21 protein-coding genes and 1 other RNA gene are annotated in these 22647 nt (G+C 67.2%); 12 read left to right on the top strand and 10 right to left on the bottom strand.

Annotation, left to right across the window (positions count from 1 at the left end; all coding sequences use genetic code 11):
- Positions 1 to 18: 18 nt before the first annotated feature.
- The gene (locus ACHQ4I_RS31755) at positions 19 to 468 is read right to left on the bottom strand and encodes a TY-Chap domain-containing protein (protein WP_420775564.1); all 450 of its coding nucleotides are present in this window, start codon (positions 466 to 468) and stop codon (positions 19 to 21) included.
- A 242-nt stretch (positions 469 to 710) separates the two neighbouring features.
- A complete protein-coding gene (locus ACHQ4I_RS31760; RefSeq protein ID WP_420775565.1) occupies positions 711 to 875 on the bottom strand; it encodes a hypothetical protein in 165 nt (54 codons plus the stop codon).
- A gap of 202 nt (positions 876 to 1077) precedes the next feature.
- Here ACHQ4I_RS31760 and ACHQ4I_RS31765 point away from each other — a divergent pair, with 202 nt between their 5' ends.
- The 4 genes from ACHQ4I_RS31765 to ACHQ4I_RS31780 are packed head-to-tail and all read left to right on the top strand — an operon-like array spanning position 1078 to position 5867.
- On the top strand, positions 1078 to 2739 hold the full coding sequence (locus ACHQ4I_RS31765) for a CocE/NonD family hydrolase (protein WP_420775566.1): 1662 nt from the start codon (positions 1078 to 1080) through the stop codon (positions 2737 to 2739).
- On the top strand, positions 2736 to 4523 hold the full coding sequence (locus ACHQ4I_RS31770) for a M20/M25/M40 family metallo-hydrolase (RefSeq protein ID WP_420775567.1): 1788 nt from the start codon (positions 2736 to 2738) through the stop codon (positions 4521 to 4523). Before ACHQ4I_RS31765 ends, ACHQ4I_RS31770 begins: the two co-directional genes overlap by 4 nt.
- Positions 4520 to 5398: an alpha/beta hydrolase gene (locus ACHQ4I_RS31775; protein ID WP_420775568.1), complete on the top strand. Its 879-nt coding sequence runs from the start codon at positions 4520 to 4522 to the stop codon at positions 5396 to 5398. Before ACHQ4I_RS31770 ends, ACHQ4I_RS31775 begins: the two co-directional genes overlap by 4 nt.
- A gap of 19 nt (positions 5399 to 5417) precedes the next feature.
- A complete protein-coding gene (locus ACHQ4I_RS31780; RefSeq protein ID WP_420775569.1) occupies positions 5418 to 5867 on the top strand; it encodes a 6,7-dimethyl-8-ribityllumazine synthase in 450 nt (149 codons plus the stop codon).
- Here the strand turns inward: ACHQ4I_RS31780 and ACHQ4I_RS31785 are convergent.
- A complete protein-coding gene (locus ACHQ4I_RS31785) occupies positions 5864 to 7306 on the bottom strand; it encodes a neutral zinc metallopeptidase (protein WP_420775570.1) in 1443 nt (480 codons plus the stop codon). The two genes, ACHQ4I_RS31780 and ACHQ4I_RS31785, sit on opposite strands and share 4 nt — an antisense overlap.
- A 150-nt stretch (positions 7307 to 7456) precedes the next feature.
- Entirely contained in the window at positions 7457 to 8401 is a 945-nt protein-coding gene (locus ACHQ4I_RS31790; RefSeq protein WP_420775571.1) for an endonuclease/exonuclease/phosphatase family protein, read from the bottom strand.
- Positions 8402 to 8515: 114 nt separating this feature from the next.
- On the opposite strand from ACHQ4I_RS31790, the gene ACHQ4I_RS31795 reads away from it, so the two are divergent.
- Positions 8516 to 8857, top strand: a complete 342-nt coding sequence (locus ACHQ4I_RS31795) for a hypothetical protein (RefSeq protein ID WP_420775572.1) — start codon at positions 8516 to 8518, stop codon at positions 8855 to 8857.
- Here ACHQ4I_RS31795 and ACHQ4I_RS31800 read toward each other — a convergent pair.
- Together ACHQ4I_RS31800 and ACHQ4I_RS31805 are read right to left on the bottom strand one after the other, a co-directional pair.
- Positions 8811 to 9452: a cysteine hydrolase family protein gene (locus ACHQ4I_RS31800; protein ID WP_420775573.1), complete on the bottom strand. Its 642-nt coding sequence runs from the start codon at positions 9450 to 9452 to the stop codon at positions 8811 to 8813. The two genes, ACHQ4I_RS31795 and ACHQ4I_RS31800, sit on opposite strands and share 47 nt — an antisense overlap.
- The gene (locus ACHQ4I_RS31805; RefSeq protein ID WP_420775574.1) at positions 9452 to 9790 is read right to left on the bottom strand and encodes a YciI family protein; all 339 of its coding nucleotides are present in this window, start codon (positions 9788 to 9790) and stop codon (positions 9452 to 9454) included. The genes ACHQ4I_RS31800 and ACHQ4I_RS31805 overlap by 1 nt, the downstream gene beginning before the upstream one ends.
- Positions 9791 to 9911: 121 nt before the next feature.
- Between ACHQ4I_RS31805 and ACHQ4I_RS31810 the strand changes: the two genes are divergently transcribed.
- The gene (locus ACHQ4I_RS31810) at positions 9912 to 10244 is read left to right on the top strand and encodes a winged helix-turn-helix transcriptional regulator (protein ID WP_420775575.1); all 333 of its coding nucleotides are present in this window, start codon (positions 9912 to 9914) and stop codon (positions 10242 to 10244) included.
- Positions 10245 to 10322: 78 nt separating this feature from the next.
- On the opposite strand, the gene ACHQ4I_RS31815 is transcribed toward ACHQ4I_RS31810, so the two are convergent.
- From ACHQ4I_RS31815 to ACHQ4I_RS31825, 3 genes are all read right to left on the bottom strand, one after another.
- The gene (locus ACHQ4I_RS31815; RefSeq protein ID WP_420775576.1) at positions 10323 to 13334 is read right to left on the bottom strand and encodes a bifunctional [glutamine synthetase] adenylyltransferase/[glutamine synthetase]-adenylyl-L-tyrosine phosphorylase; all 3012 of its coding nucleotides are present in this window, start codon (positions 13332 to 13334) and stop codon (positions 10323 to 10325) included.
- Between the two features lie 88 nt (positions 13335 to 13422).
- Positions 13423 to 14763: a glutamine synthetase family protein gene (locus ACHQ4I_RS31820; RefSeq protein ID WP_420775577.1), complete on the bottom strand. Its 1341-nt coding sequence runs from the start codon at positions 14761 to 14763 to the stop codon at positions 13423 to 13425.
- 272 nt (positions 14764 to 15035) lie between these two features.
- The gene (locus tag ACHQ4I_RS31825) at positions 15036 to 16568 is read right to left on the bottom strand and encodes an alpha/beta hydrolase (protein WP_420775578.1); all 1533 of its coding nucleotides are present in this window, start codon (positions 16566 to 16568) and stop codon (positions 15036 to 15038) included.
- Between the two features lie 199 nt (positions 16569 to 16767).
- Here ACHQ4I_RS31825 and panB point away from each other — a divergent pair, with 199 nt between their 5' ends.
- The 5 genes from panB to ACHQ4I_RS31850 all read left to right on the top strand — a co-directional run bounded on the left by panB (position 16768) and on the right by ACHQ4I_RS31850 (position 20984).
- The gene (gene panB, locus ACHQ4I_RS31830) at positions 16768 to 17625 is read left to right on the top strand and encodes a 3-methyl-2-oxobutanoate hydroxymethyltransferase (RefSeq protein ID WP_420776062.1); all 858 of its coding nucleotides are present in this window, start codon (positions 16768 to 16770) and stop codon (positions 17623 to 17625) included.
- A 7-nt stretch (positions 17626 to 17632) separates the two neighbouring features.
- On the top strand, positions 17633 to 18493 hold the full coding sequence (locus ACHQ4I_RS31835; protein ID WP_420775579.1) for a phosphotransferase: 861 nt from the start codon (positions 17633 to 17635) through the stop codon (positions 18491 to 18493).
- A gap of 119 nt (positions 18494 to 18612) precedes the next feature.
- Positions 18613 to 19065 carry a hypothetical protein gene (locus ACHQ4I_RS31840; RefSeq protein WP_420775580.1) on the top strand — a complete coding sequence of 151 codons (453 nt, stop codon included), beginning with the start codon at positions 18613 to 18615 and terminating at the stop codon, positions 19063 to 19065.
- Positions 19065 to 20027: a prolyl aminopeptidase gene (gene pip, locus ACHQ4I_RS31845; RefSeq protein ID WP_420775581.1), complete on the top strand. Its 963-nt coding sequence runs from the start codon at positions 19065 to 19067 to the stop codon at positions 20025 to 20027. Before ACHQ4I_RS31840 ends, pip begins: the two co-directional genes overlap by 1 nt.
- A gap of 3 nt (positions 20028 to 20030) precedes the next feature.
- The gene (locus ACHQ4I_RS31850) at positions 20031 to 20984 is read left to right on the top strand and encodes a CHAD domain-containing protein (protein ID WP_420775582.1); all 954 of its coding nucleotides are present in this window, start codon (positions 20031 to 20033) and stop codon (positions 20982 to 20984) included.
- A 239-nt stretch (positions 20985 to 21223) separates the two neighbouring features.
- Here the strand turns inward: ACHQ4I_RS31850 and ACHQ4I_RS31855 are convergent, their stop codons facing one another.
- Positions 21224 to 22111: an alpha/beta hydrolase gene (locus tag ACHQ4I_RS31855; protein WP_420775583.1), complete on the bottom strand. Its 888-nt coding sequence runs from the start codon at positions 22109 to 22111 to the stop codon at positions 21224 to 21226.
- 105 nt (positions 22112 to 22216) lie between these two features.
- On the opposite strand from ACHQ4I_RS31855, the gene rnpB reads away from it, so the two are divergent.
- Positions 22217 to 22632: RNase P RNA component class A (rnpB, locus tag ACHQ4I_RS31860), an RNA gene on the top strand.
- The last annotated feature ends 15 nt before the right edge of the window (positions 22633 to 22647 follow it).

Raw genomic sequence — 22647 nt, forward strand, 5'->3', positions numbered from 1 at the left:
GCGGGTCTCCCCACCGCGTCAGTTCGCGCCGCGGCGGGCGATCGGCCCCAACGCCGTGAGATCCAGATCACCCGAGGTCTCGGTCCAGCCCATGGCGCGCAGTTCCGCCGGCGTGCCGACACCGAGCGCGTCGCGCAGGCCGATGGCGACCGAGCGGGCGAGTGCGACCAGGGTGTCCAAAGAAAGGGGCCACAGCAGGATGCGGGTCCAATTGTCGATCTCGCGTCGCGCGACGGGCTCGCGCCAGCCGAGGTCGCGCAGCATGCGCTCACCGGTCGGTGAGATGGGCTGCGCGAGATAGGAATTACCCGCCAGTTCGACGGACAGTTTTATGTCGTATTGCACGAATTGGACGTAACGGTTGCCGGGCGCGGCGATGATCAGCGTGGCCCGGGAAGGTAGTTCGGATAGGCATTGCGCCAGTGCCTGCACGAATCTGTCCCAATCCGTGGTCACCGGCTCGCTCATACTTCCCCCGGGGACTCGCACTGGCCCGATCATACGCCGCGCTGCCTGAGACACCAGCCGAATCTTGTTGGCGGAGCTCGAACTTCACAATGGCCATAGCAAAAGCAAATGGCCCGCCGTTCATTTCTCATCGCGGCTCTCCCGCCTCGTACCATCGGCACGCGCCGTCACACCCCTGACCAGCGCGGCGACCGAGATGTGACAGGCGAGACTCTGCCCGCCCGCAGCTCGAGTTCCATGAGTTACAAGGTCTCCGGGTCGGCGAGCAGGTCGATGGCGACGAGAGACGGTGAAATCGCGGTGTGCCGCCGACCCGCCCAGATCAGGCCGACACGCCCGTCGATGAGGGCGAGTCGCGCCGCCGTGGCCGGCTCAGGGCGGCAAATGTCGAGAGCGGACCTGAGCACATGGTGATCAGCCGTCCGGGACAGCTCGGCCGAGCGGAGCGCGAAAGTGCGCGCCACAGCAGGGTAAGAAGGACAGAGTCGACGCGTGGGCACCCCGGTACTGGATCTGAAGCCCGTCCTCGGCGGTCCGGCCGCGGAGCGACGAGTGACACCCCCGTTCCGGGGGCTGGACTCTCGACCAGCGGCGGTCGATAGTTCTCGGGTGGCTGTGGGTTCGGTTTTGTGGCGTGGGTTGGCCGGGGTTCTGTTGATGCTGGGCGTATTGGCGCCGGTGACGGCGGCCGAGCCGGTGGGCGTGCCGTATCAGTGGTCGCAGAGCTATATCACCGCCGCGGACGGCACTCGGCTGCACGCCGATATCCTGCGGCCGGAGGGCATCGCCGAGGACGCCCGCACGCCGGTGGTAATGACCGTCAGCCCGTATCGGTCGCATGCCGCCTATCTGAGCGTGCCGCGGCTGGAGAGCGGTCCGTCGACCGACGACCTGCATGTGGCGATGTTCCTGAATGCGGGCTACACCTACGTCATCGTCGATCTGCGCGGATTCGGCGGCTCATCGGGCTGCCCGGATTTCGGCGGGCCGGGCGAACGCTCGGATGTGGCCACCGCGGTGGAGTGGGCGGCGGGCCAACCGTGGTCGACCGGCCGGGTTGGCATGGTCGGCACCTCCTACGAGGGCTGGACCGGGATGATGGGCTTGGCGGCCAAACCCGCGGGCCTGGCCGCCGTCGCCTCGTTCGGACCGGTTGTCGATCCGTATTCGTATGTGTACATGCGGGGCATTTCCTGGAAGTTCTCCGGTAAGCCGGTGACCGAGCAGGGCATTCGGCCCGCGGATACGACCGGTATCGAGCATCTGCTCATCGCCTCCACACCGGGGCGACCCGACGACTCGCCCGAGTACCAGGCCAATGCGGTCCAGATATCCCCCGAGTGCTACGCGCAATTCGCGGCGAATACGACGAATCACGATGGCGGCACCGAGTTCTGGCGCGCACGTGATCTCGTGGAACAGTTGCGCGGCAATACGATTCCGCTGCTGCTCGGCCAGGGCTTCCTGGACTACAACACCCGCGCCTATCGGGTATTCGACGTCTGGAACGCGCTGGGCCCCGGCGATCACCGCGCCTGGTTCGGCGAATGGGGTCACAGCGATTGCCACAACAAATGCGGCACACCGGATTTCGACAGCGAGCTGCTCGCCTTCTTCGACAAGCACGTCGCTGGCCGCGATGTCGAAGTGCCGGGCCCACGGATTACCGTCGAGCAGTTCGACGGCCGCTGGCGCTCCGAAACCGCTTGGCCGCCAGCGGACTCGCGCCGCGTCCCGATCGACCTGCGCACCGGCGTCTACACCGACCGTGGTCTGCTTCCCGGACCCGACCGCGAAATCTGGTCCATCTCCGAACCGCTGACCACCGACCAGCACATCTCCGGCATCCCGACGGCGTCGCTGCGCCTGTCCGGTTCACCCGCCGCGACGGTCGCGGTCGAGCTGTTCGATATCGCGCCCGACGGCCGCGCCACGGTCATCACCCGCGGCATCGCTCCCGTCGCCGACACCGCCGACATCAGAATGCTGGCCCAGGACTGGCCGCTGCGCGCCGGGGACCGCCTCGGCGTCCGGATCACCGATGTCGTCGACGACGTCTGGTCCCATGCCGCCGCCAACAGCCAGGTCACCGTGCTCGCGGCCCGCTTGGAACTCCCGCTGCTCACCTCCCCACGCACCCCCGACCTCACCGGCGGCACCAGCGAGGCCTGGGCGAAGTGGCGCGACCAGAAGGTGCGCACCCTCGGACCCGATGTGTTGAACAATGCAGTGATGCCCATGAATTTGCCGAACGAGTCCGGCCCTCGATGACAGGTAGCGCAGCGCAGACCCGCCCGACCGCCGTGGTGGTCGACGCGCAAGTCGCCGAACGCCTCGCATATGCCCTGCGATGCGCGACGATTTCGCACGAGCCGCCGGATATCGCATCGACAACGCAGCAGGGTGCGGTGCTCTCCGCGCAGTCGGATAGAGAGTCGACTGAGCAGACGGGTACCGGGTCGACCCGCCAGGCAGACACACCGCGCACGGGCGCTGCGTCCATCGAGCAGTCGACCACCGGGTCCATCCTGCAGCGAGATGCCGAGTTCCCCGAGCGGCCGAGTGCCGGGTCCACCGCGCAGTCGGTTATCGGGCCCACCTCGCAATCGGATACCGGGTCGACTGGGCAGACGGGCACCGGGTCCGGACAGGCAGACACCGCGCGCACAGGCGCCGCACCCGTCGAGCAGTCGGCTGCCGGGTCCCTCGGACGCCGAGATGCCGAGTCCACCGAGCGGCCGAGTACCGGGTCGGCCAGGCAGGCTGATGCCACCGAGACAAGCGACCGCGAATTTGTCCGTCTCGCCGCGCACCTCGAACAGTCGTTCCCGCTGGTGCATGCCGAGTTGGAGTTGGAGCGGTTCGGGCATAGCAGGCTGTACCGGTGGGCGGGCGTCGAGCCGGAGCACGTGTCGGTGATCCTGCTCGCACATCAGGACGTGGTGCCGGTCGATGATCCGCGGCGCTGGACGCACCCACCCTTCGCGGGCGTCGTGGATGACGAATTCATTTGGGGGCGTGGGGCGATCGATGACAAGAGTCGGCTGATCGCCATCTTGGAGGCGGTCGAATCCGCGCTCGCGGCGGGAATTCGCCCGCGGCACACCATCTATCTGGCGTTCGGGCACGACGAGGAGGTGTTCGGGGATGACGGTGCGGTGCGGATGGCGCAGCGGCTGCGGGAATCCGGCGTGCGCGCGGATCTGCTGCTCGACGAGGGCGGGGTAATCCTCGACGGCGTCGCGGACGGCATAGACCGCCCGGTGGCCTCCATTATGGTCGGCGAGAAAGGCTATGCGACCGTTCGGCTTTCGGTATCGGCGGTGGGCGGACATTCGTCCATGCCGGGTAAGCAGACCGCCGTGGGCCGGATCGCCCGCGCCGTGGGCCGAATTCAGGACCATCCGATGCCGCTGCGCTTGACGCCGGTGGTGTCCGATATGGTCGCCAGACTGCGCCGAGTCATGCCGGAATATCGCCGCCGCCTGCTCGGATTCGCCAGACTGGCCAGGCCGGTCATCACCCGGATGCTGGCGGCTCGTCCGCAAACCGAGGCAATGGTGCGCACCACGACCGCGCCGACGGTCATCCGCGGCGGCATCAAACCCAATGTGCTGCCGCAGCAGGCCGAGGCCCTGGTGAATTTCCGCATCCTGCCCGGCGATTCGGTCGCATCGGTGCTCGAGCACTGCCGCAAAGTGGTACGCGACACGGACGTGCGGATCGAACTCGTCGGCATGACCTCCGAGCCGTCCCCCGGCAAGCCGCCCGGCCCGGCCTTCGACCTGATCGCCGACCTCGCCGAGACCGTCGTCCCCGGCATCGCGGTGACCACCGGAATCGTCCCCGGCGCCACCGACTCCCGGCATTACGACGACCTCGCTACCACTCGGTGCAACTTCGCCCCCATCGTGCTGACCCAGGCCGATGTGGAAACCATCCATGGAACCGACGAGCGCATCTCGCTGGTGAACTACGCTCGGCTGATCGAGTTCAACCGGCGGCTGATCGATCAGCTCGCGGCGCCGCCACCGACCCCAGGAGCCGATGCATGACAACCGATCCGCAGGCCAGCGCGTCCCCCGAGCCGGCACCGGGCACCGAGACCGGCGAATTCGACGGCATCGGGAGCCGGATCGCTTGGCGCGCATGGCTTCCCGAGACCGAGGCGCGCGCGGTGATCGTGCTCGTGCACGGCGTCGCCGAGCACTCCGGTCGCTACGCCCATGTCGGAAAGCGCCTGGCGGACAGCGGCTTCGCCGTCTACGCGCTCGACCACCTCGGCCACGGCAAGTCCGCGGGCAATAATGCGAATATCGGCTCCATGGCGGGCTCGGCCGACAATGTCGCGGAGATGCTGAAGATCGCCAGCCGCGAACATCCGGATGTGCCGCGGTTCCTGGTCGCGCATTCGATGGGCAGTCTGATCACGCTGTATCTGGCCACCCGCGCACCGATCGACGTCGAGGGCATCGTGCTCTCGGCGCCGCCGCTGGATATCGCCGTCGGCAATCCGCTACAGCGCCTGCTCGGCCCGCTGCTATCCCGGTTCGCCCCGAATCTCGGTGTGCTGAAACTGGATTCGTCGATGATCAGCCGCGATCCCGAGGTGGTCCGCGCCTACGACAACGATCCGCTGGTCTTCCGCGGCAAACTCCCGGCCCGCACCGGCATGGAGATGCTGAACGCCACCGAATTCGTCAAGAGCCGCTTGGACAAGCTCACCGCGCCGCTGCTGGTACTGCACGGCACCGCCGACGCCATCGCCGCACCATCGAGCACCGACCTGATCGAACGATCCGCGGGTTCGAAGGACCTCACCGTGATCCGCTACGAAGGCCTCTACCACGAGGTATTCAACGAACCCGAACAGGACAAGGTGCTCTCCGACGTGCTGGAGTGGCTGGAGTCGCACCTGACCGGCGAGTAGGGGCAAGTAGGCTCTGCCCATGGGAGAAAGAGTCGCCTTCATTCGCGCCACCTGGCACAGCTCGATCGTCGGCAAGGCCTACGAGGGCTTCACCGCCGAATACGCCGGGCTCGGCCTCGACCCGGCCAACGTCGATGTGTTCGAGGTGCCCGGCGCATTCGAGATTCCGCTGCACGCCAAGCGACTGGCACGCAGCGGCGAGTACTCGGCGATCGTCGCGGCCGCGCTGGTCGTGGACGGCGGCATCTACCGGCACGATTTCGTCGCTTCCGCGGTGATCGACGGTCTGATGCGGGTGCAGCTCGACACCGATGTGCCGGTTTTCTCGGTGGTGCTCACCCCGCATCACTTCCATGAGCACAACGAGCACGTCACCTACTTCACCGAGCATTTCGTGACCAAGGGAGCCGAGGCCGCCCGCGCGCTGGCGACCACCCTCAGCTCCCTGCGCTCACTGCCGGTGAACTAGCGGTAGTTCGTCAGGCAGGTCTGCTCGCCGTCGAGCACGCCGGTGCGGAACGCCTCCAACCGCTGGAAGCCGCTCCCCACCACCTTGCCGTCCACATCGCTGGCGACCAGGCCGTCGGCGAGCAGTCCGGAGACCGCCTCGTCGAGGTCATTGGCCGAGAGCCGCGGATCGCTGCCCGGTTCGCTCAGCTTGGTCGTCACGACTCCGGTGAGGCATGCGGTGCGCAGTCCGGCGGTCTCGGCTCCGGTGATGGAGAGTTTGCGTTCCTGTTGCACCGCAAGCACATAGCGGGAGATGAAGACGGCGAAGGCGTTGTAATCGCCGTCCACGACCGCGGAGAGCGGTTCGTCGTCGCCCTTCATCGGCCCGCCGCGCTTGGCGAGTTCGGGCACGTCGGTGCCGATCTTGTTCGAACTCGGGCAGTAGGAGACCGGCTCGGTGGCGGTGACCTTCGAGCAGTTCTTGACGATCCCGTTGTAGTCGTACTGCGGCGCCCGCTGCAGCGGGAAGATCTTCGCCAGCGCCTGACTCAGGCTGGTCAGCGAGGCGACGTCGACCGGAAGCTGGGCGTCCTTTTCGCCGTCCTCGTAGGTCTTGGGCAGGGTTCCCCTGCGCTGCTCGATCTCCTTCTTGTTGATCTTCTTGCAGCCCTGGGCGCCGTCGGTGTAGCCGATCTGCACCGCCGTCACGCGCTCGAAGGCGGAGCCGTGGACATTCTTCGGGTTATCCGGATCGCTATCGCGCACCGCGATGGTCGCACCGAGCACCGCGTTGAGGCCGTCGGTCATATTCAGCGTGAAGTGCGCCGAATTCCCTTCCGCCACATGTCGAAGGAAGACACCGGCCAGGCAGTCGGCCTGCTGCTCCTTCACCAGCGCCCCACTGAAGAATCCGGCGATTTTGGCCTGCCCCTGGATGGAGTGGCCGTATTCGTGGGCGAGCACCATCACGATCGCCATATCGCTGTACTTCTGCTGCAGCAGCGGCAGCAGCACGCCGCGATCCCAGCCGATGGTGTGGTCCAGGCTGCAGTAGGCGGCGTTGACCAGGTGGTAGGTGCTGGACTTGCAGAAGTTGATCGCCTGCTCCTTGGGCGCCTTGGCATTCCAGGAGATATAGCGGCTCACGGGCTTGAAGGTGCCGGGAAAGTTCTTGCCGTACTCGGTCTTCCAGAAATCTTCCAGATCGGCGATGGTGTTGAGGGCGAGCTTGTCGACCGCGCCGCCGTCACCGTTCTCCGCGGTGAGCGGTGCGTCCGGCACGCCCTTGCGCGGGCCGCTGGGCCCGTTGTTCGAGACCGCGCCGGTCAACTCCCACGGATTGTCCGCGGTCACCGCGCTCGCCGCCTGCTGGCCCGCCTTGCCGTCGCATCCGACCAGCGCCGCGCCGACCAGCATCAATACGGCGACCACCCCGAACCGCAGCCGTTTAGTCCTCATCAGGTCTTTCCTCCCCGAACTCACTGTGGGTCCGTCCTCGCGAACCGCGACTCGAGGGGTGCGGCGCATCGCATCCGCCGGCCCGTCGAGCGATCACATGGTAATCGCAGAAACCCCTGCGCGCGTATACGTCTGACGCGTTCGCTTTTGTCAGTCGTTCAACCGCACCTGTGCCAGTATCGCGCGATGATCCGATCCGGGAATGGTGAGCGAGCGGACCTCCGCTGCCGTGCCATCGGCGACCAGAATGTGGTCGATGCCGATCACCGGACCCCACCGGCGGTCCGCGGGATAGGTGAGCAGTGGCCCGGCACCCGACTGGTCCGCCGCCGCGACAAATCGCCCGCGCAGCAGATCACGGAATGCCGAATGATCGCGTGTGGCATTGAAATCCGCGCCGACGATCGCGGGACCCTGTTGCGCGTCCAGTATTTCGCGAATCCGGTCCAGCTCCGAACCCCACGCCGGGAAGTCGACCGACGGCGGCACCGGATGGAATGCGAATACCGCGACCGCACCGCGCTGTGGATGCTCCATCGTGGCAGACAGATTGTTCATCCAGAAGCCGTCGTACTTCTTGGTGTCCCGCAAGGGATATCGGCTGTAGATCCCGGTACCATTGGCGCCCCCACGGGCCTGGAGGAACTGATTCGGCAGCAGCTCCCCGATTCCGGCCGCCGCGAGCCGCTCGACCACTGCGGGTGTCAGCTCATCGACGGTGAGCAGCTCGACCCGGTTCTCCCGCACCGCCCGAACCACCGTGGCCGCATCAGCCTCTCCTAACAACAGATTCGACTGCATGACCGAGACTTCCGGCCCACTCGCCGCCCGCCCCTCCGGCACGAACATCGGCACCTGCGTCCACAACACCGCCGCGACGATCACCCCGGCCGCCGCCGCACTCCGCCACCCCCGCGCGATCAGGAACAGAACCAACCCCAACACCGCACCGAGCATCAAATACGAAGCCCCTGACGCCAACAGCACAAAAACCTGTCGCCGCCACGTCCCGAAATGCAGCACGATCCCGAGAACTCCCGCCACCGAGGCGCACCACCCCAACCCGAGTACCACCCGGTCCACCCATCTACGCATGCCCAGACCCTAACCGGCACCTATGGAGACCAGGTGCGGCGATTGTGGAGATCCCGTGTGGACGCCGTGCTCCTAGACTGGCCAGCAGCGACAGCAGAGAGTAAGGGGGTCGCGATGTATGTCGAGGAGTTCACGGCGACGGGTGCGCTGACTGCCGACGCGGCCGAGGATCTTGCCGACACCGCGGGCCGGTTCACCTCTCGGATCACGGTGACCTGCAATGGGCACACCGTGCAGACACCGGTGCTGCCGTGGAGTTGGGACGAGTTGCGGGTGCGCGCCGGGAGCACGGTATCGGTCACCGCCGAGCGGGGGTACCACCCGCCCGACGATGAGGACCGGGTTGCGCTGCGGGAGTTCGTGCGGCGCTTCCAGGTGCTGACCGCGCTCGCTCCGGCGCGACTTCCGCTCAGTGGCGGTTCATCTGCGCGGCGAGCGCGGCGGCGTCCGTGGTGAAGGAACCACCGGCGAAAGCCAGTGTGGCCAAGGAACGTTCGGCCGCCGCCGGATGGCCCGCGCCGCAGGCATCGGTCACCAGGATGGGCAGGTAGCCCAGGTCCAGGCTGTGTCGGACGGTGGGTTCGATGCCGACCTCCATGGCGATGCCCGCGATGGCGAAGGTGTCGATTCCCAAGTCGCGCAATGCGATATCCAGCGGGGTGGCCGCGAACGCGGACATGGTGATCTTGTCGATGACCACCTCGTTCGGGCCCGGGGTCAGCTCGGGGACGAGCTGATACTGGGGCGAGCCCTGCGGGAAGCTGGAGTGCACCTCGTTCGGGTTCTCGACCCGCTGCCACTCCATGGCCGTGCGCAACTGGCTGACACCGGCGGCGGCGGGCGGCAGCGACATGTGCCGGGTGTAGAAAACCCGAAACCCGTTCTCTCGCGCGGCATCCCGCAATTGCAGGCAGGCCTGGACGATCTTGTCGCCATCGGGCAGCTGCCGCACGATGCCGACCTGCATGTCGTAGATGAGCAGCGCCATCCTGGTCGGGTCGCACGCATCCTCGAGGGTCTGCGGAATGCTGAGACCGTAGGCGTATTGCATCAGGCCGACGCCACCTTCGTCCGGTCGTAGGGCTCGGCGACGTCGACGGACGGATCCATCAGCGCCTCGAGCGGCAGGGGCGCCTGCACCGGAACATAGGTCCATTCCAGGTGACCGGCCTTGGTCAGTGGGAAATCGGCGACGTAGCGCTTGGCCTCCTCGACGCTGTCGACCTCGAAGACGATCACCACGCCGGGCTCATCGGCGCGGGCGTAGTTCTCGCGGACGATGCCCGCCTTCCACAGCCGCCACACATTGGCGACCTCTTCGGGGAGATACGGGGTAATGGTTTCCATCGTCACGCCGGGCTTGAAGCTGTCGAAAACGATGACTTTCATGGGAATCGAGCTCCATGTCTGCAGAATGTGGTGCGGCCGCGCCGCAGGGCGAGTTCCATGAAAGCCTGATGATTACAGTGTTACAAGAACGCACTTTTTGGTGAGTACCGGGAGGCGAGCAATGCCGGACAAGCGCTACTACTGCGCGGTGGAGGTGACCGTCGACCTCATCGACGGCAAATGGAAGCCGGTCATTCTGGCCCACCTCAAAGAGGGCGTGCGTCGCTACGGCGAACTGCGCCGACTGATGCCGAGTACCAGTGAGAAGATGCTCGTCCAGCAGCTGCGCGATCTGGAAGCCGACGGCCTCATCCGCCGCACCATCTTCGACACCGTCCCGCCACAGGTCGAATACGACCTGACCGAGGAGGGCTGGAGCCTGGTCCCGGTCCTCACCGCCCTCTACGAATGGGGCCAGAAACGCGCCGACCGCGTCGGCATCACCCTGCCCTGAGCGAACTCGCCGACGGTAGTCGAATGGCGGTCTGGAGCCCCGTCGCGAACCACCATTCGACTACCGTCGGCGCGCGTGTCAGCCGCCGAAGACGCGCTCCACCACGGCTTTTGCGCGGCGGGTTACGCGCATGTAGTTGTCGAGGAATTCGCTGCCGTCGTCGTTGGGCCAGCCGGCCACGCGCGCGACGGCCGATAGTAGACGGCCCGGGCCGGGTAGTTGATCGGCGGGCTTGCCGCGCACGAGCACCAGCGCGTTGCGTGCCTTGGTGGCCGTGAGCCAGGCCTCGCGCAGCAGCGAAACATCCTCGGCCGCAAGCAGTTTGGTGTCATGGATGACATTCAACGATTCCAGCGTCGAGGTGTTGTGCAGCCCGAGCACATCGTGGGCGTAGCGCAACTGCATCAACTGCACGGTCCATTCGATATCGGCCAGGCCGCCACGGCCGAGTTTGGTGTGGGTCGCCGGGTTCGCACCGCGCGGCAGGCGTTCGGCGTCCACCCGGGCCTTGATCCGGCGGATCTCGCGCACGGCCTCGGCCGACACCCCGCCCTCGGGATAACGCACCTTGTCGATGATGTGCAGGAACCGGACACCGAGGTCCTGGTCCCCGGCGACCTGATGCGCGCGCAGCAACGCCTGCACCTCCCACGGCTGCGCCCACTGCTCGTAATAGGCCGCGTAGGCGGCCAGCGTGCGCACCAGGCCGCCGTTGCGGCCCTCCGGACGCAGTCCGGCGTCGACCTGCAGCGGCGGATCGGTGCTCGGCGCGCCGAGCAGCCGCTGCACCCGCTCCGCGACGCCGATAGCCCACTTCACGGCCTTGGTCTCGTCCTGACCGGGCCGCGGATCGCAGACGAAGAGCACGTCGGCATCGGAACCGTAGCCCAGTTCCATACCACCGAGGCGGCCCATCCCGATCACCGCGAAATCGGCCGGCGCCGGTGCGCCGAGTTCGACCTCACTGGCCCGAATCACCGCGCGCAGTGCGGCTTCCAGCACCGCGACCCACACCGAGGACAGCGCGCGGCACACCTGCGGCACATCCAGCATGCCGAGCAGATCGGCCGAGGCCACCCGGGCCAATTCGTGTCGGCGCAGCGAACGAGCCGCCGCAACGGCACGTTTCGGATCGTCATAGCGCGCCGACGCGGTCAGGATCCCGCGCGCGACATCTTCCGGCTGCGGACTGAGCAACAGCGGCCCGCCCGGCCCGTCGGCGTACATCCGGATCGTGTCCGGCGCATTGATCAGCAGATCCGGCAGATATTCCGAGGAGCCGAGCACGATCATCAACCGCTGTGCGATCGCGCCCTCGTCACGCAATTCGCGCAGGAACCAGATCTGGTCGTCCAGGCCCTCCGAGACCCGCCGGTAGGCGAGCAGTCCGGCATCGGGATTCGGTGTGTCCCCGAGCCATTCGAGCAGCGTCGGCAATAGCAGCGCCTGGATCCGGCCCTTGCGCGATACCCCGCCGGTGAGCGCCTTCAGATGTCCCAGTGCGTTTTCCGGCGCGGCATAGCCCAGGGCAGCCAACTGCCGGATGGCCGCGTCCGGGCTCAGCCGCAGCGCGTCGGGTTCCATCTTGACCACCGATTCGAGCAGCGGCCGGTAGAAGAGTTTGGCGTGTAATCGCCGCACCCGCACCGCATTACGCCGAATCTCATTGCCGAGCACACCGACCGCGTCCTGTCGGCCGTCGGGCCGGATATGGGCGGCGCGGGCCAGCCAGCGCATGCCCTCCTCGTCATCGGCGGCGGGCAGGGTGTGGGTGCGCTTGAGCCGCTGCAACTGCAGCCGGTGTTCGAGCAACCGCAGGAATTCATAAGAGGCAGTGAGATTCGCGGCGTCGTCGCGGCCGATATAGCCGCCCGCGGCCAATGCCGTCAGCGCCTCGACGGTGCCTTGTACATGCAGGGTCTCGTCGACCCGTCCGTGCACCAACTGCAGGAGCTGGACGGCGAATTCGACATCGCGCAGGCTTCCGTGCCCGAGCTTGAGTTCGCGCTCACGCAGATCGGCGGGCACCAGATCCTCCACCCGACGCCGCATCGCCTGCACATCGGCGACGAAGTCTGGGCGCTCGGAGGCGGTCCACACCATCGGCATCAGCGCGTCGCGGTACTGCTCGCCCAGCGCCAGATCGCCGGTCATCGGCCGCGCCTTGAGCAGTGCCTGGAACTCCCAGGTCCTGGCCCACCGCTTGTAGTACGCGATATGCGAGTCCAGGGTGCGCACCAGCGCGCCCGCCTTGCCCTCGGGGCGCAGTGCCGCATCGACCTCGAAGAAGGCCGCACTGCCCACGCTCATCATCTCGGCGGCCAACCGGGTGGCGGTGGCGTCGGCGGGTTCGGCGACGAAGACGACGTCGACATCGCTGACGTAGTTGAGTTCGCGCGCACCGCTCTTACCCATGGCGATGACGGCCAGCCGGGCCGGAACCGGCGCGTCCTTGCAGACCCGCGCCACCGCCACCGACAGGGCGGCGGTCAATGCGGCATCGGCGAGATCGGTGAGATGGCGGCCGACCACCTGATACGGCACCACCGGCTCGTTCTCCACGGTCGCCGCCAGATCCAGCGCGGCCAGCAGCATGAGCTGATCGCGATATCGCTTGCGCAGCAGCGGAATTGCCTCCGGACCCGATATCCCGGCCCGATACAGCACCGCGTCCGCATTGGGACTCTCCGCGGGCACGGCCTGCACCGAAGCCAGCAGATCCGCGATCAACTCCTCGCGCGCGGGCAGCTTGTCCCGCCGCAGAATTCGCCACGCGGCGGGATCGGCGACCAGGTGATCGGCGAAGGCGCTCGACGATCCGATGAGCGCGAAAAGCCTGCCGCGCAACGCATTATCGACCCGCAGCGCCGAATCCAGCTCGGGCCACTCGGCGTCGAGCGCGGTCCGCAGCCGCGTCAGGGTGAGCAGTGCGAGATCGGCATCCGGCGCGCGGGACAGCGCCCACAGCACCGGAATGCTGTCGATATTGTCCCACGCCAACTCTCGCAAGGAGGCGGCGGCGGTCGGCTCGAGCAAGCCGAGCCGACCGACACCGGGGACAGCTGAACGAGCAGACGGCGGCCGGACCATATGTCCAACTTAGTTGCCCGAACATCTCTTTCCACCTGGCACGGTGGAAAGAGTCGCAAACGTAGCCCTCTGGAGACGGTTTAACGGCCTAGAGGCCGAGGTACTCCTTGAGCTCGAACGGGGTCACCTGGCTGCGGTAGTCCGCCCATTCCCGGCGCTTATTGCGCAGGAAGAAGTCGAAGACATGCTCACCGAGCGTCTCGGCGACCAGCTCCGAACGCTCCATCGCCTGCAGCGCCTCGTCCAGCGTGCCGGGCAGCTCGCGGAAGCCCATGGCGCGCCGTTCGGCGGCGGTCAGCGACCACACGTCGTCCTCGGCCTCCGGCGGCAGCGTGTAGCCCTTCTCGATGCCGCGCAGACCGGCCGCCAGCAGTACGGCGAAGGTCAGGTAGGGGTTACAGGCCGAATCTGGGCTGCGGATCTCGACACGACGCGAGGATGCCTTGTTCGGGGTGTACATCGGCACGCGCACCAGCGCCGAGCGGTTGGACCGGCCCCACGAGGCGGCCGTCGGGGCCTCGCCGCCGTGGATCAGTCGCTTGTAGGAGTTCACCCACTGGTTGGTGATCGCGCTGATCTCCGGGGCGTGCTCGAGAATGCCCGCGATGAACGCCCGCGCGGTGTCCGAGAGGTTGATCGGGTCGTCCGGATCGTGGAAGGCGTTGGCCTCACCCTCGAACAGGCTCATGTGGGTGTGCATGGCCGAGCCGGGGTACTGGGCGAACGGCTTCGGCATGAAGGTCGCGCGCACGCCCTCGTCGATGGCCACTTCCTTGATCAGGTAGCGGAAGGTCATCACGTTATCGGCCATGGACAGCGCGTCGGCGTAGCGCAGGTCGATCTCCTGCTGACCCGGCGCGCCCTCGTGGTGGCTGAACTCCACCGAGATGCCCATCGACTCCAGTGCGTCGATGGCGTGGCGGCGGAAGTTGGGCGCGGAATCGTGCACGGCCTGGTCGAAGAAGCCGCCGGCATCGGCCGGGGTCGGCATGGAGCCGTCCCGCGGGCCGTTCTCCAGCAGGAAGAATTCGATCTCGGGATGCACGTAGCAGCTGAAGCCGACGTCACCGGCCTTGTTGAGCTGCCGCCGCAGCACGTGGCGCGGGTCGGCCCAGGACGGCGAACCGTCGGGCATGGTGATATCGCAGAACATGCGCGCGGAGTGCTGGTGGCCCTTGCTCGTCGCCCACGGCAGCACCTGGAAGGTCGAGGGATCCGGCCGCGCCACCATATCGGCCTCGGACACGCGGGCGAAGCCCTCGATGGCCGAGCCGTCGAAGCCGATGCCCTCTTCGAAGGCGCCCTCTAGCTCGGCCGGAGCGATGGCAACGGACTTCAGATAGCCCAGCACGTCGGTGAACCAGAGACGCACGAAGCGGATATCCCGTTCTTCGAGCGTCCGCAGCACGAATTCCTTCTGGCGATCCATGTCGCCGAGCGTAAGCATCCGGCGTTAAATCCGTGTTACATACACGCTTAGGGATTGCAATCCCATCATTCGGAATGAATCGCACTGTGTGCAAGATCGCGCTGTGAGCGGGCGTCAGCGAGTCAACCGCGACGCGGGACGCCTCGGCGAACGATTGAGCCGAGCGCCGGCGTGGCGCGGTCGTGAGCGGGCATCAGCGAGTTGAACCGTAGACACAGCCCGCCTCCGCGCACGACGGAGCCGAGCACCGGCGTGGCGCGGTCGTAGGCGGGTCAGCAGGTCAGACCGGGCGCTGGGACCTTCAGATCGGTGAGGTAGGCGATCACCGCGTCGTCCAGACATTGATTGCCCGCGACCAATGCCGCGGTGTGCCTGGTGCCCTGGAAGGTGATCAACGCCGCGCCCAACTGGGCGGCCAGGTCGACACCGGCCTGATAGGGCGTCGCAGGATCCTCCGTCGTCGACACCACCACCGTCTTCGGCAGACCGGGTACCGAAATCTTGTGCGGGTTACCCGTATTCGGCACCGGCCAGACGGCGCACATTTCCAGCGGTGCGGCGCCGGTGCCGCGGCCGTCGTCCAGGAACGGCGCCGCCTTGCGGTATTCGGCGTCCTGTCGGCCCGCCACCGCGCGATCGTCGATGCGCGGATCATCGACGCAGCGAATCGCGTTGAAGGCCTCCTGGGTGTTGTCGTAGGAGCCGTCGTCGCGGCGGCCGTCGTACAGATCGGAGAGCTTCAACAGCGTGTCGCCGCGCCCGTCCCGCAATTCGGACAGGCCCATGGTGAGCACCCGCCAGAAATCGTCGGAGTACAGCGCCTGCTGCACACCGGTGATGGCGTCGCCATAGCTGAGCCCGCGCGGATCGGTGGTCGGGGCGGGCTTGGTCTCCAGCGGATTCACCAGCGCGCGGAACTTCGCGACCGCTTGGGCCGGATCGGTGCCGAGCGGGCACTCCGCCTGTTTGGCGCAGTCGGCGGCGTAGGCGTCGAACGCCTTCTGGAATCCGGCCGCCTGCCGCAGCGACTCCTGCACCGGATCCTGCGAGGAGTCGACGGCGCCGTCGAGCACCAGCGCGCGCACGTTGTCCGGGAACTTCTCGGCATAGGCCGAGCCGAGCTTGGTGCCGTAGGAGTAGCCGAGGTAGCTGAGCTTCGGATCGCCGAGCACGCCACGGATGACGTCCATATCCTGCACCACCTCCCGGGTGCCGACATGGGACAGGAACTCCGTGCCCGTGCGCTCCACACAGTGGCCGACGAACTGTCGGTTCTCGTCCTCGGCCTTGGCGATGCCCTCCGGGGTGTTATCGGTCGGCGGTTCGGCCCGTTCGGCGTCGTTCTGCTGCGGGGTCAGACACGCGATGGCCGGGGTCGAGGAGCCGACGCCGCGCGGATCGAAGCCGACCCGGTCGAAGCGCTCGGCCAGTGGCGTCTTGCCCGCGATGCCCGACATCGACAGGCCCGAAACCCCCGGGCCGCCCGGATTCAGCAGCAGCGAACCGATCCGCTTGCCACTGGCCGGGATTCGAGCCAGCGCGATCGACGCGGTCGCACCGTCGGGCTCGGCGTAGTCGACGGGCACGTTGATGCGCGCGCATTCGGCATTCGGCGCGGGGCGATCGTCCGGGGAACCGAAGTCGTCGCAGGAGCCCCAGTTCACGGTCTGGCTGTAGAACTTCTCCAGTCCCGCGGGCGTTGCGGGTAGCGGCTGGCCCGGCTCGTCCTTCGACACGGTGCACCCCGCCACCACCGCCAACGCCACCGCGATCAGCACACCACGCCCACTCCGCACCAATGACATGTTCTTGATCCTGGCATGGCTGCCCCGCCTCCCCGAAACTTCTGCCGGTGGCGCGTGCCCGAACCTTGGGTTGGGAGTGTGTGACCAATTGCACCGTTCATGGCCTTAAGCGCGCCGCGCGGGCGGTGCACACTGGATGTCGTCAACAAACCCGGGGACCCGGACGGGCCTCGAGGCGACAACCACGAAAGGGACGATGATGTCCGTATCCGATTCGGAAACCCCTGCGTACGGCGCTGCCCCGACCACTGCCAAGGCGGCAAAGCGCAAGACGCGGGTGCATCATCTGCAGCAGATGAAGGCCGATGGCGAGCGCTGGTCCATGCTGACCGCCTACGACTATTCCTCCGCGCGCATCTTCGAAGAGGCCGGAATTCCGGTGCTGCTGGTCGGCGACTCCGCGGCCAACGTCGTCTACGGCTACGACACCACCGTGCCGATCACCGTCGACGAGCTCATCCCGCTGGTTCGCGGTGTGGTCCGCGGCGCACCGCATGCGCTGGTGGTGGCCGATCTGCCGTTCGGCACCTACGAGTCCTCGCAGCAGCAGGCGCTGGCCACCGCCACCCGGTTCATGAAGGAGGGTGGCGCACACGCGGTCAAGCTGGAGGGCGGTGAGCGGGTCGCCGAGCAGATCGCGCTGATCACCTCGGCCGGTATTCCGGTGATGGCGCATATCGGCTTCACCCCGCAGAGCGTCAACACCCTCGGCGGCTTCCGGGTGCAGGGACGCGGCGACGGCGCCGAACAGCTCATCGCCGACGCCATCGCGGTGCAGGAGGCCGGCGCGTTCTCCGTGGTGATGGAGATGGTGCCCGCCGAACTGGCCGGACAGGTGACCCGCAAGCTGACCATCCCGACCGTCGGCATCGGCGCTGGCGCGGAATGCGACGCACAGGTGCTGGTCTGGCAGGACATGGCGGGCTACACCTCCGGCAAGACCGCCAAGTTCGTCAAGCGTTTCGGCAATATCGGCGATGAACTGCGTTCGGCCGCAGCCGCTTACGCCGACGAGGTGCGTCGCGGGACCTTCCCGGGCCCCGAGCACAGTTTCTGAGTTCACGATGACCGGCCGGGCGGTGCACGCACCCGCCGCACTGCTCGGCCAACCCGTGTGGCCGATGCTCGATTGGGCCACCGAGATTCTCACCGCACGCGGTGTGAAAATCGTTGGCGCACCGGAGGAAACCCGACGTCGCGCCTGGTCGTTGCTCGTGCGCATTCCGACCGACGCGGGTCCGGTGTGGTTGAAGGCCAACTCCCGTGCCTGCGCACACGAGGGTCCGCTGCTGCAGACATTGTCCCGGTTGCGGCCGGGCGGTGTGCTCGAACCCATTGCGGTGCAACCCGATCACGGCTGGCTGCTCAGCCCCGACGGCGGCGCCACCGCGCGGGATTCCGAGGCCGCGTGGACCCAGCTGGTCCGCTCCTACGCCGACCTCCAGTTGGCGATGGCCGACCATGTCGATGAGCTGCGCGCCACCGGCACACCGTATCTGCCACCGCCCCAACTGATCTCGGTCTATCGCCACTTCGAGCCCCGGGTCCCCGGCCTCGGCGCCGCGATCACCGAGGCCGCGGCGGCGCTGGCCGAATTCGGCAGGCTGAGCATCGAACACAACGATCTGCACCCCGGCAATGTCTTCGCCGATTCGGCCGCGGACACCGGGATGCTGTTCGATTGGGGCGACGCGGTGCTCACCCACCCCTTCCTGTCCTGGCGTGTGTTGCGTGGGCGATACCGCACCGAATACTTCGACCGATGGCGGCAATCCGGCACCGTCTCCGACACCGAGATCGCACTCGCCGACCGATTGGCCCCACTGGTCGCCCTGCACCCCTGGCGCACCATCGACGCCTCGACACCGCGCTTCGCACGCTTCCTGCAGGGATTGCTGGACGATCTGCGCGCGGGCTTCCGCTGAGGCCCACGACCAGGGCTGATCCGCCGCAGCGCGGCGCTGCCCAGCAAACTCGTTCGGGCCACGGGGGGCAAACAATGGCAGACTCGAAGCCGACAATGTCGACACGAGCAGAGGTACCGATGCCGCAACCCCGTTGGATTTCACGCAGCACGCTAGTGGTGGCGGGCGTTTTCGCCGCCGCGGCACTGACCGCCTGCGGAAACAGCTCGAACCCGGCGCCAACCGGCAGCTCGAGCTCGACCACCGGATCGGCGACGGCCACCGCCGCGCCGGGCAAGACCACCGGCGCCGCACCGACGACCCTGGAGATCTCCGACGCCTCGGCCACCCAGCTGTGCGACATGATCCGTCCCGAGCTATCGAACTGGCGGGTCCAGGGTCCGACGCTCGGCCGGATCGGATTCAACGCGCTGGTGCACGAATGGGCACTGCGCAATGGCGGCATCAACGGCCACGTGCTGGCCGATAAGGCGATGATCGACCGGATCACCACCAAGAGCTGCGCAGATGTGCGCCAGCAAGCGATCGAGGCGCTGGAACTGACCGATCTCGCTTCCGGACTCGCCTTCTGATGCGTACCCTCTACCCTCCGATCCAGCCCTACGACTCGGACATGCTCGACGTCGGCGCTGGTCAATCCGTGTACTGGGAGGTCAGCGGCAATCCGGAGGGCAAACCGGTGGTGTTCCTGCACGGCGGTCCCGGCGGCGGCACCGAGCCGTTCCACCGGCAATTCTTCGATCCGGCGGCCTACCGGATCGTGCTGCTCGATCAGCGCGGCTGCGGACGTTCGACCCCGCACATCGCCGACGGGGCAAGTCTGGAAACCAACACCACCGAACATCTCGTCGCCGATATCGAGGCGCTGCGTACACATCTCGGTATCGAGCGCTGGCAGGTTTTCGGCGGCTCCTGGGGTTCCACGCTCGCGCTCGCCTACGCGCAGCGGTATCCGCAGCGCGTCACCGAACTGGTGCTGCGCGGGATCTTCCTGTTGCGGCGCAAGGAAATCGACTGGTACTACAACGGCGCGGCGGGCAACATCTACCCGGACGAGTGGGAGAAGTTCCTGGCCCCGGTGCCCGAGGACGAGCGCGACGGCGATCTGGTGCAGGTGTATCACCGGCTGCTGCACTCCCCCGACGAGGAGGTCGCGCTCGCGGCCGCCGTCGCCTGGTCCACCTGGGAGGGCGCGACGAGTTCGCTACTACCGCACCCGGATCGGGTGCAGGACAGCGCCGAGCCGCGGTTCGCACTGGCCTTCGCCAGAATCGAGAACCACTACTTCGTCAACGGCGGATTCCTCGACGAGGGGCAGCTGCTGCGCGATATCGGTATCATTGCGCATATCCCGGCCGTCATCGTGCAGGGCCGCCACGACGTGGTGTGCCCGGCGACCAGCGCATGGGAGTTGCATCGCGCTTGGCCCGGTTCGGTCCTGCACATCGTCGACGACGCCGGACACGCCGCAGCCGAGCCCGGCATCACCCATCATCTCGTCGAGGCGACCGACGGATTCGCGAAAGTGAGCTGAGTCATGGGGGTCACGGCCGGAAACGCCATCATCGCGGCGCTGCGCGACGATGTCGACCGGCTGCTGGCCGCCGAACCGGAAGTCCGTGCGGACGAATGGGATTCGGTACACCAGATGCGGGTCGCCACACGCAGACTGCGCAGCGTGCTGCGCTCCTATCGCAAGCTGTTCGAGCCCGCACCGGTGGCCGCCATGCAGGAGGAGCTGAAGTGGCTGGCCGGGCTGCTCGGCGTCGCCAGAGATGCGGAGGTGCGCGGCGACCGGTTCGCCGCGCTGCTCGCCACGCATGCCCCCCAGGACGAATTCGCCCGGCTGGCAACGGAGTCCAGAGCGGCCCAAGCCGCGGGCGAGGCCGAGGCGAGCACCGCCGGAAACGGATACGTCCCCGGGGCCACCGAATATGTCCGCACCGAACTGGTCGAGGCCGAGAAGACCCGGTACGCCATCGCGCACGCCGAGATCCTGGCCGCACTCGACGGCAAGCGGTATCACGCACTGCGCGATGAACTTTCGGCATGGCGCAAGCATCCACCCCTCGACTCGCACCGGGCCGAACTCCCCGCCGCCGAGGTCTTCGAACGCATCCTGCGCAAGGACCGCAAGCGATTGCGGCGCCTGGTCTACGCCGAACCGGCCGTCTCGGCCGACGAGCGCGTCGAACTGCTGCACGATATCCGCAAGGGCGCAAAGCGCCTGCGCTACTCGTGTGAGGGCGCGGTCGACGTACTCGGCAGCGCCGCAAAGGATCTCGGCAGCGAGGCGAAACGCCTGCAAACCGTGCTCGGCGACCACCGCGATGCGATCGAATCCCGCGAAGCGATCCTGGCCCGCGCCGACGAAACCCACGCCACCGGAGTCAACGCCACCATCTACGAACTACTGGCCGACGCCGAGGAAGTGGCCGCGGGCGAAGCTCTCGCCAAATACCCCGCCGCAGCCGCCTTCGTCTCCGCCTGAGCGCCGATCCACAACCAGCGGGCCAACCTGCCGGTTCACCCCGCCGCCCGCTCTGCCGCGACAGTAAATCGACCTCTGCACCCACGGGCATGCCCTTCCCCGGGGGATTGGAAGTCATGGCAGACAACGATTGCCATCGCGGTGATGCTTCGCGGCGCATCCGGGGCATCGACGTGGCCGGTCGTGATGTCGACCGGCCGTGCGGCCGGAATGCCGGTCACACCACCGCGACGGCGAGATCAGGGGCGCAGCACCGACACCAGGAACTCGGTCTGGTCGTATACGGTCTGCTCGAAGACCTCATCGAAGTAGACGTCGAAATGTCCTACCGGATAACGCTTCACGATCGCGTGCTTGGTGCGTTCGGCCGCGCGCAGCGTCGGCTTGGGCGGTGCGATGGAGTCGTTATCGGCGACCGCGTAGAAGACCGGCATCTTCAATGCCTTGGCGCGGCGGCCGGGTGAATCGAACAGCGTCGAGAATGCGACGCGGGCAGCGACTTTCGGTTCGTAGGTCTCGCTCTCCTCGGCGAGCCTGCCGAAACCCTCCGGCACATCCGGCGCGCTCATCAGCGCCGCCGCGCGCTTGCGACCGGCCAGCCGGATGCGGACCGGCTTGCGCCGAATCGGGCCGATGAGCAGATCGGTGGCCGCGATGGTGGCGACCTTGGTCAGGCTGGTCGGGCCCTTGGCCATGGCCGAGGCCCAGCCGCTGGTGAACGGCACCTGCGCGACGACGGCGGCGATGTAATCGTCGTCGGGCGCGACAGCCAATACATGCCCGCCGCCGAATGAGGTGCCCCACAAGGCGATTCGAGTGGCGTCGAAGCCGCGCAGGGTTCGTCCGTAGGCGATGGCCGAGCGCCAGTCCTCACGCTGCCGGGCGATATGCAGTAGCTGGCGCGGCGCGCCCTGACTGGCCCCGAAGTGCCGGTAGTCGAATACCAGCACACCCATGCCCGCGGCGGCGAATCGCCGGGCGTACCGGTCCAAACCCATCTCCCGGTTGGCACCGAGACCATGCCCCATCACCACGAGCGGGCGGGGCTTGGGGATGCCGTCGGGGGGATACAGCCAGGCAGCGCAATGCTCGCTACCCGAGGGAAAACTGACCTCGACACGTTCCATGGCACCCCACCGTACTAATTGGTCCGAACTATTGCGCTCCGACCGGTCGCCAGGTCAGGCCAATGAACAAGGTACCCCGTGATCAAAGTAAGCTAAACGCGCGGACGAGTTGGCCGGGCGGCCGCGGTGACGGGAACGGGCACGCGAGTGCCGCCGCCCGGCGCCGAGGAAAGTCCGGACTCCACAGAGCAGGGCGGTTGCTAACGGCAACCCGGGGTGACCCGCGGGACAGTGCCACAGAAAACAGACCGCCCACGATCCTCCGGGATCGTGCGGTGAGGGTGAAACGGTGCGGTAAGAGCGCACCAGCGCCCCGGGTGACCGGGGCGGCTAGGTAAACCCCGCCCGGAGCAAGGTCGAAGGTCGCATCGTTCGCGGTGCGGCTGCGCAGGTGTTCGAGGGTTGCTCGCCCGAGCCTGCGGGTGGACCGCTCGAGGCACCCGGCAACGGTGTGTCCAGATGGATGGCCGTCACCCGGTGTGAACCGGGGACAGGATCCGGCTTACAGGCCAACTCGTTCGCCCCAAATCCAATGC

The sequence above is a fragment of the Nocardia nepalensis genome (assembly GCF_048910785.1).
In the GTDB taxonomy this organism is placed as follows: domain Bacteria; phylum Actinomycetota; class Actinomycetes; order Mycobacteriales; family Mycobacteriaceae; genus Nocardia; species Nocardia nepalensis.